The organism is Qipengyuania aquimaris (assembly GCF_020171965.1).
Classification (GTDB): domain Bacteria; phylum Pseudomonadota; class Alphaproteobacteria; order Sphingomonadales; family Sphingomonadaceae; genus Qipengyuania; species Qipengyuania aquimaris_A.
The window spans coordinates 1020736-1034384 of record NZ_JAIUZK010000002.1; the positions used below are offsets into that span (position 1 = coordinate 1020736).

Genomic DNA, 13649 nt, shown 5'->3' on the forward strand with positions numbered 1-13649 from the left:
CGCTTAAGGCCCAACTCCCATGGCGCGGTATATTTTCATCACCGGCGGCGTGGTCTCCTCGCTCGGCAAAGGTCTCATGGCTGCGAGCCTCGCAGCGCTTCTCCAGGCGCGCGGGTACAAGGTCCGCATCCGCAAATTCGATCCCTATCTCAATGTCGATCCGGGCACGATGAGCCCGTATCAGCATGGCGAAGTCTATGTGACGGACGACGGGGCCGAGACCGATCTCGATCTCGGTCACTACGAACGCTTCACCGGCGTTTCGGCTCACCAGGGCGATAACATTACCTCGGGCCGGGTGTACCAGCAAATCATCGCCAAGGAACGCCGCGGCGATTACCTCGGCGCGACGGTGCAGGTGGTCCCTCACGTGACCGACGCGATCAAGGAGTTCGCGCTGGCGGGGCAGGACGATCACGACTTCATCCTTTGCGAAATCGGCGGCACGGTCGGGGACATCGAGAGCCTTCCGTTCATGGAAGCGATCCGCCAGTTGCGAAACGAGCTGGAGCCGATGCAATCGCTCAGCGTCCATGTGACGCTGGTTCCCTACATCGCAGCTGCAGGCGAGTTGAAGACGAAGCCTACGCAGCACTCGGTCCGCGAACTCGCCAGCCTCGGTATCAAGCCCGATGTGCTGCTCTGTCGGGCAGAGCATCCTATTCCCGACGGCGAACGCCAGAAGATCGCGAACTTCTGCAACGTACGCAAGGAAGCGGTCATTCCCGCTCTCGACGCGCCGTCGATCTATTCGGTCCCGCTTCAGTATCATGGGGAAGGTCTCGACACGGAAGTCCTGCGCGGCTTCGGCATTACCGATGCACCCGAACCGGACCTGTCCCGCTGGTACGATGTGGTGGACCGTCACTCCAATCCGGAAGGCGAAGTCACGATCGGCGTCGTCGGCAAGTATGTCGGTCTGCAAGACGCCTACAAGTCGCTGAACGAGGCGCTGGTCCATGGTGGGATGGCGCACCGCGTCAAGGTCAACATCAAGTGGATCGACGCCGAGGTGTTCGAACAGGGCGACAGCGATATCGCAGCCCAGCTCGAGCCGATGCACGGTATCCTAGTGCCGGGCGGATTCGGGGAGCGCGGTAGCGAAGGCAAGATTGCAGCCGTACGCTTCGCACGCGAACGCAAGGTTCCGTTCCTGGGCATTTGCCTCGGCATGCAGATGGCCTGCATCGAAGGCGCGCGTTCCGCCGGGTTCGAGAAGGCCAGCTCGACCGAGTTCGGCAGCACGGAAGAACCGGTGGTCGGTATCATTACCGAATGGATGACGCAGGAAGGCCTGGAAAAGCGCGAAGCGGGCGGGGACCTTGGCGGAACCATGCGCCTCGGCGCCTATGACGCGAAACTTGCTGCCAACAGCCACGTTTCGGCGATCTATGGCGGGAAGAACGAAATTTCCGAGCGGCATCGCCATCGCTACGAGGTCAACGGTGCCTATATCGAACCGCTCGAAAAGCAGGGCCTGATATTCTCGGGCATGTCACCAGACGGGTTGCTTCCTGAAATCGTCGAGCGTCCTGACCATCCGTGGTTCGTCGGCGTACAATTCCATCCCGAATTGAAGTCGAAACCCTTTGATCCTCATCCACTTTTTGCCGGATTTATCGGTGCGGCACTGGATCAGGAACGCCTCGTTTAAAAAAAATTTGCGGCCACCATGTGAGCGTAAACACTTGTTTTCTCACACGCCGTTTTTCTACAAATTGTATGGGCACGACACTAAGGCTCCCTCTCTGCCGAGAGGGGGTCTTTATCTTTTGTTGCATTTGATGCAGACCCTACTGAGTACAGAGGTCGCAGACCCTTGAATTTACAGACTAACGCTGCGCCAGCAAGCGGTGGGCTTGCCTCGAGTTCGGTTGTCTTCTGCGACCCGGACAGCCGAATTAGGGGCTCGGCGGCGCTAGACGTCGCGGGGGCGGCACCTTCGGGAGCCGCCCCCTTTCAGTTCAGACGTTAATTCGAAAGATCAGGCAGCAGCGCTGTCGTCGTCATCCTTGACGATTTCGAGCGGCTTCTGCCCGCCGATCGCGATCTTCTTGGGCTTCATCGCCTCCGGGACTTCGCGAACGAGATCGATGACAAGCATGCCGTCCTTTAGATCGGCATTTTCAACGCGCACGTAATCCGCGAGATCGAAACGGCGTTCAAAGCCGCGGTTCGCGATGCCGACGTGCAGCATGTCGCCTTCGGGCTGATCGTCGCGCTTGCGTCCGTGGATGGTCAGCAGGTTCTGTTGCGCGGTGATATCGAGGTCTTCGGGACGAAAGCCCGCGACTGCCAGCGTGATGCGATATTCGTCATCGTCGCGGCGCTCGATATTAAAGGGGGGATAATTATCGCCACCGGCATTGCGAGCCTGGCGTTCCATCAGGTCGAACAGGCGGTCGAAACCGACGGTGGAACGGCGATAGGGTGTGGTATCAAAACGGTTCATCGAAACAAATCCTCTGTTGAGCAATTTGACAGTATGAGGAGCCCGAAACCGGCGCTCCGATATCGCTGCCACGTGCAACGACACAACCAAGATAGTCAGCGACCAAACGCTTTCAAGCCGCCCGCCTGTCAGCTAAGTCGTTCTTCCACACGAACCCCGAAGGACACCCGATGAGCCACCCCAAGATCGACATTTACACCAAGTTCGGCTGTGGCTTCTGTTATCGCGCGAAAAGCCTGCTCGATAGCAAGGGTGCCGAATACGCGGAACACGACATCACGATGGGCGGCCCCAAGCGCGACGAGATGCTCGAGCGCGCGCCCAACGCGCGAACGGTGCCGCAGATCTTCATCGGCGAAACCTACGTCGGCGGATCGGATGAACTTGCCGCGCTCGAGCGGGCGGGCAAGCTGGACGCGCTGCTGGCTGCAGAATGACCCGGGTCGCCCTGTTCCAGTCGACTACTGGTATTGACCCGTCGCGCAATGCTGCGGCGTTGGTCGAGGCGATTGGTTCGGCAACCGGGGGCGGGGCACAGATGCTTTTCACTCCCGAAATGTCGGGGCTGCTCGATCGCGATCGCAAGCGGGCTGCGGGCAATATCGTGCACGAGAGCAGCGATCCGGTCCTCGCCGCTGTCAAGAACGAGGCAGCGAAGCGCGGGCTTTGGGTCCATCTTGGTTCGCTTGCAGTCGACGCGGGCGAGGGCAAGTGGGCCAACCGCAGCTTCGTGATCAATGAGACCGGCGACATCGCGGCGCGTTACGACAAGATGCACATGTTCGATGTCGATCTGGACAGTGGGGAGAGTTGGCGGGAATCGAATGCCTACCAGCCTGGCGACAAGGTCGTCACCGTCGATTGTCCGGTGGGTAAGCTGGGCCTCACCATCTGCTACGATCTTCGCTTCCCCGCACTTTACGAGGCGCTCGGCCGCCTTGGATGCGACGCCATCGCTACTCCTGCAGCGTTCACGGTTCCCACCGGGAAAGCACATTGGCATGTGATGCAGCGCGCACGCGCCATCGAAGCCAGCGCTTTCGTCATCGCCGCGGCACAGTCGGGCAAGCATGAGGACGGTCGCGAGACTTACGGGCACAGCCTCGTGGTGGATCCCTGGGGCGAAGTCATTCTGGACATGGGTGAGGGCAGCGGTGAACTCGGCTTTGCGGAGATCGATCGCAGCCGCATAGAAACCGTGCGTGCACAGGTGCCGAGCCTTGCCAATCGGCGAGAAATCGCCATTTAGGCGCCCATGATCGTATTCGACCTTCATTGCGACAAAGGCCACCGCTTCGAGGGATGGTTCGGGTCTTCTGCCGATTACGACCAGCAGAGGGAACGTGGCCTCCTCGATTGTCCGGAGTGCGGATCGTCCGTGGTGGGCAAAGCCCCCATGGCCCCTGCCGTTCCTGCCAAGGGCAATGCCTCGCAAGCGGCAAAGCCGGTGGAAGAGCCGAAAGCCGAGGCGCAGCTTTCAAACGCACCCATGCCGCCGGAGGTGAAGAAGGCGCTCGAGACGCTGGCGAAAGCGCAGGCCAAAGCACTGGAGAAAAGCACCTGGGTCGGAGACAAGTTCGCCGAGAAAGCGCGCTCCCAGCATTATGGCGAGATCGACGAGACACCCATCCACGGCAAGGCAACGCGTGAAGAGGCGGAAGACCTGGCTTCGGAAGGCATTGCGGTGGCGCCGATCCTTTTCCCGATCGCCCCTCCCGACGAACTCAACTGATTGCCACGAAAAACTCAGGCGCTATACGAAGCGCCGGGGCGCCCGTAGCTCAGTCGGATAGAGCACCAGATTCCTAATCTGGGGGCCACAGGTTCGAATCCTGTCGGGCGCACCAACAAAGGCGGTCCAGCAGGGCCGCCTTTGTTGGTTCGGCGCATCAGGAACGGAAGTCGTTCGGAATCGGAGCGAAGCGGAGATGGCGTAGCTGCGAAGCAGCGGAGCAATCCTGTCGGGCGCACCATTTCAGCGATTTTTCCTGAACGAATACGCTGCCAGTGCGGTCAACACTGCGGAGGAAATGACGAGCGCGAGGCACACGCCGCCCCAGCCGAAGGTGTCATAGATTGCGGTGGCTGTGATGCTGCCGATCCCGCCTCCAACGAACATCAGGACGATGTAGATCGTGGTGAGCCTCGTCCGCAGGTCCGTGGCCAGCGAAAGGAAGGTCATGCGGCCGGTGACGTCGATCCCCGGGCCGACCAGGTTCACCAGTACCAGCGGCACGATCAGCCCCCAGAGCGAACCGCTAAGCGGATAGAACAGGGCGATGCCTATCAACTGGATGCCTGCGAATACCAGTCTTGCCATGCGCGCTCCAATCACGTCCGCCCAGCGGCCCAGCCGGGGCGTCGAAAAAATGGAGACGGCAGCAATCGCGGCGAGATAGCCCACCGTGTCGGTGCCGTATCCCACCTCCGGAGAGGTGAGATAAAGCGCGAGAGCCAACCACAGCGCAATGAATTGCGCGAAATTCAGCGCCTGGATGGCACCGGATAGAACCACGTCGCGATGCTGCCGAGCGAGCGGGAATACCGAACCCACAAGCGACCAGTACCTGGCCTTGCCTCGCTCGCGTTCTCCGCCCTCCATCAGCCAGGGAAGGGCGATCGTAACGCTGATCATCAGGCCCGTCGCGATCCAGTATACCAGCCGCCAGCCATAGTGCTCTGCTATCCAGCCGGCGCCGACGCGCGCGATGAGAATGCCAAGGATGACACCTGCCGTCAGCAAGGCAGTAACCTGGCCCAGTCGCTGAGGAGCGACGCGCTTGGATGCGTAAGCGGGGAGGAGGTAGGGAGCGATGGTAAAGAAGCCGAGAGCGGTGGAACCGGCAAGGAACTGGCCGAAACTGCCCGCCACGGTCATGACCCCAAGGCTGACGGTCTGACCCACCGTAAACGCAATCGTCAGGCGTCTGTTCGAGTACCTGTCGCCCAAGGGGAGCAGGAGCAGGATGCCGACCGCCAGCGCGAGTTGGTTCAGCGCGGGCACCAGCCCGATCCTTCCCTCGCTGACCCCGAAATGGTCGGCAACCTCGCCGATGATCGGGTGGATGTAATAGGCGTTGGCCGTCACCACCGCCGCGGCGATGGCGAGAAAGTATTCTTGCGAGCGCGTCATCAGCGCAGGCGAGGTCACCCCAGATGGCCCGCTTTACGAGCCATTGCGATCAATCCGGCCGCCAGCTCTTCAGGCTGGTCCTCCTGGCAGAAATGGCCGCAAGTCGGGAGCGTCCGGTGATCCAGCCCTTTGGCGCCTGCAATGCGTTCGATAAGAAACTTTTCGCTGCCCTTGGTGATGGGATCGTCTTCGCCGAATAGCGTGAGGAACGGCCCTTGAAATGCCGCGAGCGCCGGCCAGGCTCGCTTGTTGTCTTCCACTCCCGGCATCCCGTCTTCTACCGGCACCAGGCTTGGAAAAGCGCGCGCCGCGGCCTTGGACGGTTCATCGGGAAAGGGGGCATCATAAGCGGCCATTTCGGCTGCGGTGCGCTCCGTCGCAGTTGCGCGGTCAAGCAAGGCGCCGATGCGGAATTCGGGAGATGACCGGGCGAATTCCCGCCATGCGAGAAATGCAGCGGAAGGCGTGCCACCAGCGGGAAGGAAGGTATTGCTCGCCACGACGCAGGTGAAGAGGTCTGGATCATGGGCGAGCATCCGCAAGCCCAGCAAACCGCCCCAGTCTTGCACGAACATGGCAGCCGGGCGCGGTTCTACGGCGGCTCTCCATTGCTTCAGCCAATCGACGTGCCGCTCGTAAGTAAAGAATTCTGGATCGTCGGGCTTGTCGCTCTTCCCGAAGCCGATCAGGTCCGGAGCGAGTACGCGAAAGCCTGCATCGACAAGGATAGGGATCATCTTGCGATACAGAAAAGACCAGCTCGGCTCTCCGTGGAACAGCAGAACGGGCGGAGCCGATTTATCGCCTTCGTCGACGTAATGCTGACGCGCGGTGTACCCTTCTGCGAGGTCTATATCGATCCAGTTCTCGGCGAATGGATAGTCGGGAATGTCGGCAAAGCGATCTGCTGGCGTGCGAAGGATTTTCATCGGGCTCTCCCATCACCGGCAAGAACAAAACGCGTTCTCGATCGGTTTCTGTTCGCAACCCTTAGGGCGTCGGCTTGCCGCTGTCACCAAGCTGGCTGACCGGCACCGTCTCCTTGAACGTGTGCGTCACATAGGGGAACGGGATTTCGATACCCGCATCGTCCAGCGCTGCCTTGATCGCGCGTACCACCTTGTCCTTGCTTTCCCAGCCGGAGCGCGGCGTCGACCCGGCCCACCAACGCACCAGAAAATCGACCGAGCTGGAATTGAATTCCTGCGCGAAGATGTCGACGCCCTTGCTGGCCAGCACGTCCTCCACATCTTCCACAGCGCGGCGGATCACGTCCGCGGCATGATCGAGATTGGTATCGTAGGACACGCCGATCACAACATCGTGGCGGCGCTGGTCCTCATCGGTGAAGATTTCCACCGGGTTCTTGAACAGGATGGAGTTGGGAACGACCGTGAGTTCACCCGACAACTTGCGGACGTGGGTCTCGCGTAGCGTGATATGCTCAACCTTGCCGGTGATGCCCTCGCACTCGATGATATCGCCGATCCGCATTTTCTCGCGCAACATGATGAGAACGCCAGCGAGGAAATTTTCGAAGATGTCCTGGAAGGCGAAACCGATGGCGACAGCGCCGATACCTAGGCCGGCGAGCAAGCTGGCCGGCGTGAGGCTGGGGATGACGACGACTGCGGCAATGAACAGACCTACCAGCCAGATGCCGAGTCGCACCAGTGTGTCGATGAGGTTCTTCAGGCTGGCGCGGATTTCCGTGCGACCTACGATCGCATCCGAAATCTTCACGGCGAAGCGCGCGACGATCCATGTCACGAGCAAGATAATCAGCGCGATTGCGAAGCTGGGCAGCGCCTCTACAAGGCCAGTGCCCATTTCCTGCAGCTGGTCGCGCAGCGTTGCGATATAATTCACTCGAAGAACTCCCTTTCGGAGGCAACGTCATGCCTCCGGCAGGGTTCCGGAATTGCAAACTATTAGGGTTTGCCAGCCTTAGCCTTAATTGTTGCCGTGTTCCTTGCGCGCGATTTCGTGCAGCCAATCGGCGTGGCGAGGGGCCTTCTTGGTCTCGCTCCACTCCTCCAGCATCATCGGGGCAACGCGCTTGAGTTCGGCGTATTGCTCGTCGGTGCCGATATCCGCAGCCAATTCGACCCGGTGGCCGTTGGGATCGAAGAAATAGATCGATTTGAAAATGCCGTGATGGGTGGGGCCGAGCACATCGATGCCGAGGCTTTCGATGTGGTCCTTGGCTGCCAGCAGCTCGTCTTCCGATGCGACCCGAAAGGCCAGGTGCTGCACCCACGCCGGAGTGTTCTCGTCGCGGCCCATGTCTTTCTGGTTGGGCAGTTCGAAGAAGGCGAGGATGTTTCCGTTACCCGCGTCGAGGAACACATGCATGTAGGGATCATACGCTCCGGTCGAAGGCACATGATCCTCGGCGAAGGCAGTGGTGTAATCCATGCCAAGCACCTTGCCGTACCACTCGACGGTCTCTTTTGCGTCCTTGCAGCGATAGGCGGCGTGGTGGACGCCGCCCAGCTTTACGGGATGACCGGCTACCTCGTTCATTCGGCAGGCTCCGCTTCGACGGTCTGCGCGTCCTCGACGCTTAGCACGCCGCGCTTGATCTGGTCGCGCTCCATGCTTTCGAACAGGGCCTTGAAATTGCCTTCGCCGAAGCCGTCGTCGCCCTTGCGCTGGATGAACTCGAAGAAGACCGGACCGACCTGTGCTTCAGCAAAGATCTGGAGCAGGAGGCGCGGAGTGCCGCCCTCGGTGGTCCCGTCCATCAGGATGCCGCGCATCTTGAGGTCTTCGACCTTTTCACCGTGGCCGGGCAGGCGCTCTTCGAGCATTTCGTAATAGGTTTCGGGCGGGGCCGTCATGAAGGGAACACCGAATTCCTTCAGCTTGTCCCAAGCCTTGACGAGATCGTCGCAGATAAGTGCGATGTGCTGGATGCCTTCGCCGTTGAATTCGCGCAGGAACTCCTCGATCTGTCCCTTGCCGCCTTCGCCTTCTTCGTTGAGCGGGATGCGGATCTTGCCGTCAGGTGCGGTCAGCGCCTTGGAGGTCAGGCCGGTATATTCGCCCTTGATGTCGAAGAAGCGGATTTCGCGGAAGTTGAAGAGCGTTTCGTAGTAATCCGCCCAGTACATCATGCGGCCGTTGTAGACGTTATGCGTGAGGTGATCGATCACATCGAAACCGGCGCCTTCCGGGTGCTTTTCGACACCGGGCAGATATTCGAAGTCGATGTCGTAGATCGACAGGCCTTCGCCGTCTTCGCTAGCATAGCGGTCGATCAGGTAGACGATCGCGCCGCCAATACCGCGGATTGCGGGGATGCGCAGTTCCATCGGACCGGGTTCGTTCGCGACCGGTTCAGCACCGCGTTCAATCAGTTCGTCATAGGCTTTCTTCGCATCGCGGACGCGGAAACCCATGCCGCAGGCAGACGGGCCGTGTTCGCGGGCGAAGAACCACGCGGCACTCTTTGGCTCGTAGTTGAGGATCAGGTTGATCTGGCCCTGGCGCCACAGCTGCACGTCCTTGGAACGGTGGTTCGCCACATGCGAGAAGCCCATTGCTTCGAAAACCGGCTCGATCACGCCTTTTTCGGGGGCGCAGAATTCGACGAATTCGAAGCCGTCGAGGCCAATGGGGTTTTCGAAAAGATCGGGCATCTGAATCCTCTATTATCTGAATTAGTTTCAATAGAAACCAAATACGAGGACGCACCCCGAATGTCAAGAAACCAACGGAGCGCAAGATGGCCTGTTCCGACGGATTGCCTTCGGGACGGGACGAGTCCATGTGTCGATCGATGGCAAAAGAAGACCTAGATGAAATTCGCCGCGCCGTGAGCGCAGTCTGCTCCGATTTCCCTGGTGAATACTGGAGAGAGAAAGACCGCGAGCGCGCCTATCCGGCTGAATTCGTCGATGCGATCACGCGGGCTGGTTTTCTCGCGGCGCTCATCCCGGAAGAATATGGCGGCAGTGGTCTCAAACTCGATTCCGCGGCGGTCATCATGGAGGAAATCCAGGCATCCGGCTGCAACGGTGCTGCCGCCCATGCCCAGATGTACGTGATGAATACGCTGCTTCGTTACGGGAGCGAAGAGCAGAAACGCAGCTATCTTCCGGGCATCGCCAATGGTGACCTGCGCTTGCAGGCCTTCGGCGTTTCCGAACCGACAAGCGGCACCGACACGCTTTCCCTGCGCACCTTCGCCAAGCGGGAAGGCGACGAATATGTGATCAACGGCCAGAAGATCTGGACGAGCCGCGCCGAGCATTCCGACCTTATGGTCCTGCTGGCGCGTACGACACCGCGTGACGAGGTGGCCAAGAAGACGGAAGGCCTCTCCCTCTTCCTCGTCGACATGCGTGAGGTGGTGGGGAACGGCATGACCATCAAGCCGATCCGCACGATGATGAACCATTCTACGACGGAGGTTTTCTTCGACGACATGCGTATCCCGGCGTCGGCGCTGATCGGCGAGGAAGGGAAAGGGTTCCGCTATATCCTGTCGGGCATGAACGCCGAGCGGATCCTGATCGCAGCCGAATGCATCGGTGATGCGAAATGGTTCATCGAAAAGGCGAGCGACTACGCCAAGGAGCGCCAGGTATTCTCGCGACCAATCGGGCAGAACCAGGGCGTGCAGTTCCCCATCGCGCGCTGCTATGCCCAGATGCGTGCCGCCGAACTGATGGTCCACCATGCCGCCGAGGTTTACGACGAAGGCGGCAATGCTGGGGCCGAGGCCAACATGGCCAAGATGCTCGCGAGCGAAGCCAGCTGGGCGGCTGCCGACATGTGCGTGCAGACGCTCGGCGGGTTCGGATTTGCCGAGGAATACGATGTCGAACGCAAATTCCGCGAAGCTCGTTTGTACACGGTCGCGCCGATCAGCACGAACCTGATCCTCAGCTATCTCGCAGAGCATGTCCTCGGACTGCCGCGTTCTTACTGACGGGGCTGCAAATAGCCCTTGCGCGTAAAGGTTAACTGTGATTCTGTGTCCCTGATGAGAGGCAAGGTCAGACTCAACACACGGCAAAGGCAGAAAGCGTCGCACACCGCGGCGCTTGCGGCGTTGCTGGTAATGGGCGGGATTGCCGTCGCCGGACCGTCCGGCCTGTTGGCGTGGAGCGAGAACCTGCGCCTCCTCGACCAGCGGGAAGCACAGCTGGCCGCCTTGCAAAAAGAACGCGCCGCGCTCCAGAACAAGGTCGCTCTGCTGCATCCCGATCACGCCGATCCGGACATGGTAGGCGAACTGCTCCGCAGCCAGCTCAACGTCGTCCATCCGGACGAAGTGGTTATCAAGCTCGACGACTGAGCCGGGCGCCAAGCCCTCAATTCCGTAAGGTTTTCGTATGCGCGCAGCTTGGGCGTTGCACGGCACGGGCCGCTATGCCTATAGGCTGAGCCATATTCCTCCCCGGAAGATAAAGGATGCTGTAGTTTGGCAAAGGCCCCGAAGAGCAAGGCAGCCGCAAAGGCCCCCAAGAGTCCCGCTGAAGATACGGATTTCGTCCTGCATTCCCTGCAGGAAGAACTGGAGAAGAAGCAGCGCTTCGATGCCAGCACCGATCAGATGATGCACTTCTACGAACAGATGCTGCTGATCCGTCGGTTCGAAGAGCGCGCGGGCCAGCTCTACGGCCTCGGTCTTATCGGCGGTTTCTGCCACCTCTACATCGGCCAGGAAGCCGTCGCCATCGGCCTGCAATCCGCGCTCGACGGGGACAAGGACAGCGTGATCACCGGCTACCGCGATCACGGCCACATGCTCGCTTACGGGATCGATCCCAAGGTCATTATGGCCGAGTTGACCGGTCGCGAAGCCGGCATCTCAAAGGGCAAGGGCGGGTCGATGCACATGTTCTCGACCGAGCATAAGTTCTACGGCGGTCACGGCATCGTCGGCGCGCAGGTCGCGCTTGGCGGAGGCTTGGCGCTTGCGCACCAGTACAACGAAGACGGCGGCCTCTGCCTTGCCTATTTCGGTGACGGGGCGGCGAACCAGGGCCAGGTCTACGAGACGTTCAACATGGCCGCGCTGTGGAAGCTGCCGATCGTATTCGTCATCGAGAACAACCAGTACGCCATGGGCACCGCGGTCAGCCGCAGCTCTGCAGAAACCGAGTTCTACCGCCGCGGCACTGCGTTCCGCATTCCGGGGATGAAGGTCAACGGCATGGATGTCCTCGAGGTCCGCCAGGCGGCCGAGATCGCGTTCAAGCACGTGCGCGACGGCAAGGGCCCGGTCCTTATGGAATGCGAAACCTATCGCTATCGCGGCCACTCCATGTCGGATCCGGCGAAATACCGCACGCGCGAGGAAGTGCAGGACATGAAGGATCACAAGGACCCGATCGAAGGCCTGAAGAAGGTCCTGCTGGAAAACGGCGCGAAAGAGGAAGACTTGAAAGCCATCGACAAGGACATTCGCAAGGTCGTCAGCGAGGCTGCCGACTTTGCCGAGAATTCGCCCGAGCCGGAGGCTTCCGAACTCTACACCGATGTCCTGGTGGAGGAGTATTGAGCAATGGCTATCGAACTTAAGATGCCCGCGCTGTCTCCCACCATGGAAGAAGGCACGCTCGCCAAATGGCTCAAGTCGGAAGGTGATGCCATCGAGATCGGCGACATCATCGCCGAGATCGAAACCGACAAGGCGACGATGGAATTCGAAGCGGTCGATGAAGGCACGCTGGGCAAGATCCTGGTCGAGGAAGGCACCGAAGGCGTGAAGGTCGGGACGGTCATCGCCATGCTGGCTGGCGAGGGCGAAGACGCCTCCGATCTCGACGCTCCGGAAGTCGCCGAAGTTGATGACGTGCCGGGCGAGGGCAAGGACGTCGGCCAGGATGTATCGGAAGCCGAGATCACCAAGCCTGCCCGCAAGGCGGACGTGAAGGATCCCGAAGTTCCGCACGGCACCAACTTGGCCAAGGTTACCGTACGCGAAGCATTGCGCGATGCCATGGCCGAGGAAATGCGCCGTGACGAGCGCGTCTTCGTGATGGGCGAGGAAGTCGCGCAGTACCAGGGTGCCTACAAGGTCACCCAGGGACTGCTCGACGAATTTGGGCCCAAGCGAGTTATCGATACTCCGATCACGGAATATGGCTTTGCCGGCATCGGTGCCGGTGCCGCGATGGGCGGACTGCGCCCTGTGGTCGAGTTCATGACCTTCAACTTCGCGATGCAGGCCATCGACCACATCATCAACTCGGCAGCCAAGACCAACTACATGTCAGGCGGACAGATGCGCTGCCCGGTCGTATTCCGCGGCCCCAACGGCGCGGCAAGCCGCGTCGGCGCGCAGCACAGTCAGAACTACGGTCCCTGGTACGCAAGCGTGCCCGGCCTGATCGTGATCGCACCGTTTGACAGCTCGGATGCAAAGGGCCTGCTCAAGGCGGCTATCCGCTGTGAAGACCCGGTCGTCTTCCTCGAGAACGAACTCGTTTATGGCCGCACTTTCGAACTGCCTGAACTGGACGACCATGTACTGCCGATCGGCAAGGCCAGGATCATGCGCGAAGGCAGCGATGTGACCATCGTGTCCTATTCGATCGCCGTCGGCCTCGCGCTGGAAGCGGCTGAGGAACTGGCTGGTGAAGGCATCGACGCAGAAGTCATCGATCTTCGCACCTTGCGCCCGCTCGACAAGGAGGCTGTGCTGAAGAGCCTTGCCAAGACCAATCGCGTCGTCATTGCCGAAGAGGGTTGGCCGACCTGCTCGATCGCTTCGGAGATCACGGCGATCTGCATGGAGGAAGGCTTCGATCATCTCGATGCACCGGTCACGCGCGTTTGCAACGAAGACGTGCCGCTCCCCTATGCCGCCAATCTGGAAAAGATGGCGCTGATCGACAGCGCGCGCATCGTCGAAGCGGCGAAGATGGTCTGTTACCGGGACTAAGGCGGACCTGCACCACCTGCCGGGCTGATTCGCTTTTGCCGCCAGGCTCTGTGACGCGTTAACCTCTCTTCCAAGGTGAGTGACTCGCTGCGTTCTCCGTGTTCCGGAGAGACGCGACCTGTCATTTTAACCTGTCTTTAGGGCTGATGTTTTACCTCGCC

The 13649-nt window shown here is 60.3% G+C and carries 14 protein-coding genes and 1 tRNA gene; 9 read left to right on the plus strand and 6 right to left on the minus strand.

The window, feature by feature from the left end; translation table 11 throughout:
- The first annotated feature begins 19 nt into the window (after positions 1-19).
- A complete protein-coding gene (locus LCM24_RS12720; protein WP_090479252.1) occupies positions 20-1654 on the plus strand; it encodes a CTP synthase in 1635 nt (544 codons plus the stop codon).
- Between the two features lie 330 nt (positions 1655-1984).
- Here the strand turns inward: LCM24_RS12720 and LCM24_RS12725 are convergent, their stop codons facing one another.
- On the minus strand, positions 1985-2452 hold the full coding sequence (locus LCM24_RS12725; RefSeq protein ID WP_090479249.1) for an Hsp20 family protein: 468 nt from the start codon (positions 2450-2452) through the stop codon (positions 1985-1987).
- Positions 2453-2622: 170 nt separating this feature from the next.
- Here LCM24_RS12725 and grxC point away from each other — a divergent pair, with 170 nt between their 5' ends.
- The 4 genes from grxC (at position 2623) to LCM24_RS12745 (ending at position 4299) form a co-directional block, all read left to right on the plus strand.
- Positions 2623-2889: a glutaredoxin 3 gene (gene grxC / locus LCM24_RS12730; RefSeq protein ID WP_090479245.1), complete on the plus strand. Its 267-nt coding sequence runs from the start codon at positions 2623-2625 to the stop codon at positions 2887-2889.
- Positions 2886-3701: a carbon-nitrogen hydrolase family protein gene (locus tag LCM24_RS12735; RefSeq protein WP_224804850.1), complete on the plus strand. Its 816-nt coding sequence runs from the start codon at positions 2886-2888 to the stop codon at positions 3699-3701. The genes grxC and LCM24_RS12735 overlap by 4 nt, the downstream gene beginning before the upstream one ends.
- Before the next feature lie 6 nt (positions 3702-3707).
- The gene (locus LCM24_RS12740) at positions 3708-4184 is read left to right on the plus strand and encodes a DUF1178 family protein (RefSeq protein ID WP_224804852.1); all 477 of its coding nucleotides are present in this window, start codon (positions 3708-3710) and stop codon (positions 4182-4184) included.
- A 38-nt stretch (positions 4185-4222) separates the two neighbouring features.
- Positions 4223-4299 (plus strand) — tRNA-Arg (locus LCM24_RS12745).
- Between the two features lie 128 nt (positions 4300-4427).
- Here the strand turns inward: LCM24_RS12745 and LCM24_RS12750 are convergent.
- The 5 genes from LCM24_RS12750 to hppD form a co-directional block, all read right to left on the minus strand.
- Complete coding sequence (locus LCM24_RS12750; protein WP_224804854.1) at positions 4428-5585, minus strand: MFS transporter; 1158 nt, start codon at positions 5583-5585, stop codon at positions 4428-4430.
- A gap of 14 nt (positions 5586-5599) precedes the next feature.
- Complete coding sequence (locus LCM24_RS12755) at positions 5600-6514, minus strand: haloalkane dehalogenase (protein WP_224804856.1); 915 nt, start codon at positions 6512-6514, stop codon at positions 5600-5602.
- A gap of 61 nt (positions 6515-6575) precedes the next feature.
- The gene (locus LCM24_RS12760) at positions 6576-7454 is read right to left on the minus strand and encodes a mechanosensitive ion channel family protein (RefSeq protein ID WP_090479226.1); all 879 of its coding nucleotides are present in this window, start codon (positions 7452-7454) and stop codon (positions 6576-6578) included.
- A gap of 84 nt (positions 7455-7538) precedes the next feature.
- On the minus strand, positions 7539-8111 hold the full coding sequence (locus tag LCM24_RS12765; protein WP_224804858.1) for a VOC family protein: 573 nt from the start codon (positions 8109-8111) through the stop codon (positions 7539-7541).
- Positions 8108-9229: a 4-hydroxyphenylpyruvate dioxygenase gene (gene hppD / locus LCM24_RS12770; protein ID WP_224804860.1), complete on the minus strand. Its 1122-nt coding sequence runs from the start codon at positions 9227-9229 to the stop codon at positions 8108-8110. The genes LCM24_RS12765 and hppD overlap by 4 nt, the downstream gene beginning before the upstream one ends.
- Before the next feature lie 140 nt (positions 9230-9369).
- Between hppD and LCM24_RS12775 the strand changes: the two genes are divergently transcribed.
- The 4 genes from LCM24_RS12775 to LCM24_RS12790 all read left to right on the plus strand — a co-directional run bounded on the left by LCM24_RS12775 (position 9370) and on the right by LCM24_RS12790 (position 13488).
- Complete coding sequence (locus LCM24_RS12775) at positions 9370-10524, plus strand: acyl-CoA dehydrogenase family protein (protein WP_224804862.1); 1155 nt, start codon at positions 9370-9372, stop codon at positions 10522-10524.
- A 54-nt stretch (positions 10525-10578) separates the two neighbouring features.
- Positions 10579-10893 carry an FtsB family cell division protein gene (locus LCM24_RS12780; protein WP_221565715.1) on the plus strand — a complete coding sequence of 105 codons (315 nt, stop codon included), beginning with the start codon at positions 10579-10581 and terminating at the stop codon, positions 10891-10893.
- Between the two features lie 126 nt (positions 10894-11019).
- On the plus strand, positions 11020-12102 hold the full coding sequence (gene pdhA, locus LCM24_RS12785; RefSeq protein WP_224804863.1) for a pyruvate dehydrogenase (acetyl-transferring) E1 component subunit alpha: 1083 nt from the start codon (positions 11020-11022) through the stop codon (positions 12100-12102).
- A gap of 3 nt (positions 12103-12105) precedes the next feature.
- Positions 12106-13488 carry a pyruvate dehydrogenase complex E1 component subunit beta gene (locus tag LCM24_RS12790; protein WP_224804865.1) on the plus strand — a complete coding sequence of 461 codons (1383 nt, stop codon included), beginning with the start codon at positions 12106-12108 and terminating at the stop codon, positions 13486-13488.
- Positions 13489-13649: the final 161 nt, after the last annotated feature.

Bases quoted from the DNA above. Each gene is read 5' to 3' on its own strand.
- LCM24_RS12720 (WP_090479252.1), top strand. From the start codon at position 20: ATGGCGCGGTATATTTTCATCACCGGCGGCGTGGTCTCCTCGCTCGGC.
- LCM24_RS12725 (WP_090479249.1), bottom strand. From the start codon at position 2,452: ATGAACCGTTTTGATACCACACCCTATCGCCGTTCCACCGTCGGTTTC.
- grxC (WP_090479245.1), top strand. From the start codon at position 2,623: ATGAGCCACCCCAAGATCGACATTTACACCAAGTTCGGCTGTGGCTTC.
- LCM24_RS12735 (WP_224804850.1), top strand. From the start codon at position 2,886: ATGACCCGGGTCGCCCTGTTCCAGTCGACTACTGGTATTGACCCGTCG.
- LCM24_RS12740 (WP_224804852.1), top strand. From the start codon at position 3,708: ATGATCGTATTCGACCTTCATTGCGACAAAGGCCACCGCTTCGAGGGA.
- LCM24_RS12750 (WP_224804854.1), bottom strand. From the start codon at position 5,585: ATGACGCGCTCGCAAGAATACTTTCTCGCCATCGCCGCGGCGGTGGTG.
- LCM24_RS12755 (WP_224804856.1), bottom strand. From the start codon at position 6,514: ATGAAAATCCTTCGCACGCCAGCAGATCGCTTTGCCGACATTCCCGAC.
- LCM24_RS12765 (WP_224804858.1), bottom strand. From the start codon at position 8,111: ATGAACGAGGTAGCCGGTCATCCCGTAAAGCTGGGCGGCGTCCACCAC.
- hppD (WP_224804860.1), bottom strand. From the start codon at position 9,229: ATGCCCGATCTTTTCGAAAACCCCATTGGCCTCGACGGCTTCGAATTC.
- LCM24_RS12775 (WP_224804862.1), top strand. From the start codon at position 9,370: ATGGCAAAAGAAGACCTAGATGAAATTCGCCGCGCCGTGAGCGCAGTC.
- LCM24_RS12780 (WP_221565715.1), top strand. From the start codon at position 10,579: ATGAGAGGCAAGGTCAGACTCAACACACGGCAAAGGCAGAAAGCGTCG.
- LCM24_RS12790 (WP_224804865.1), top strand. From the start codon at position 12,106: ATGGCTATCGAACTTAAGATGCCCGCGCTGTCTCCCACCATGGAAGAA.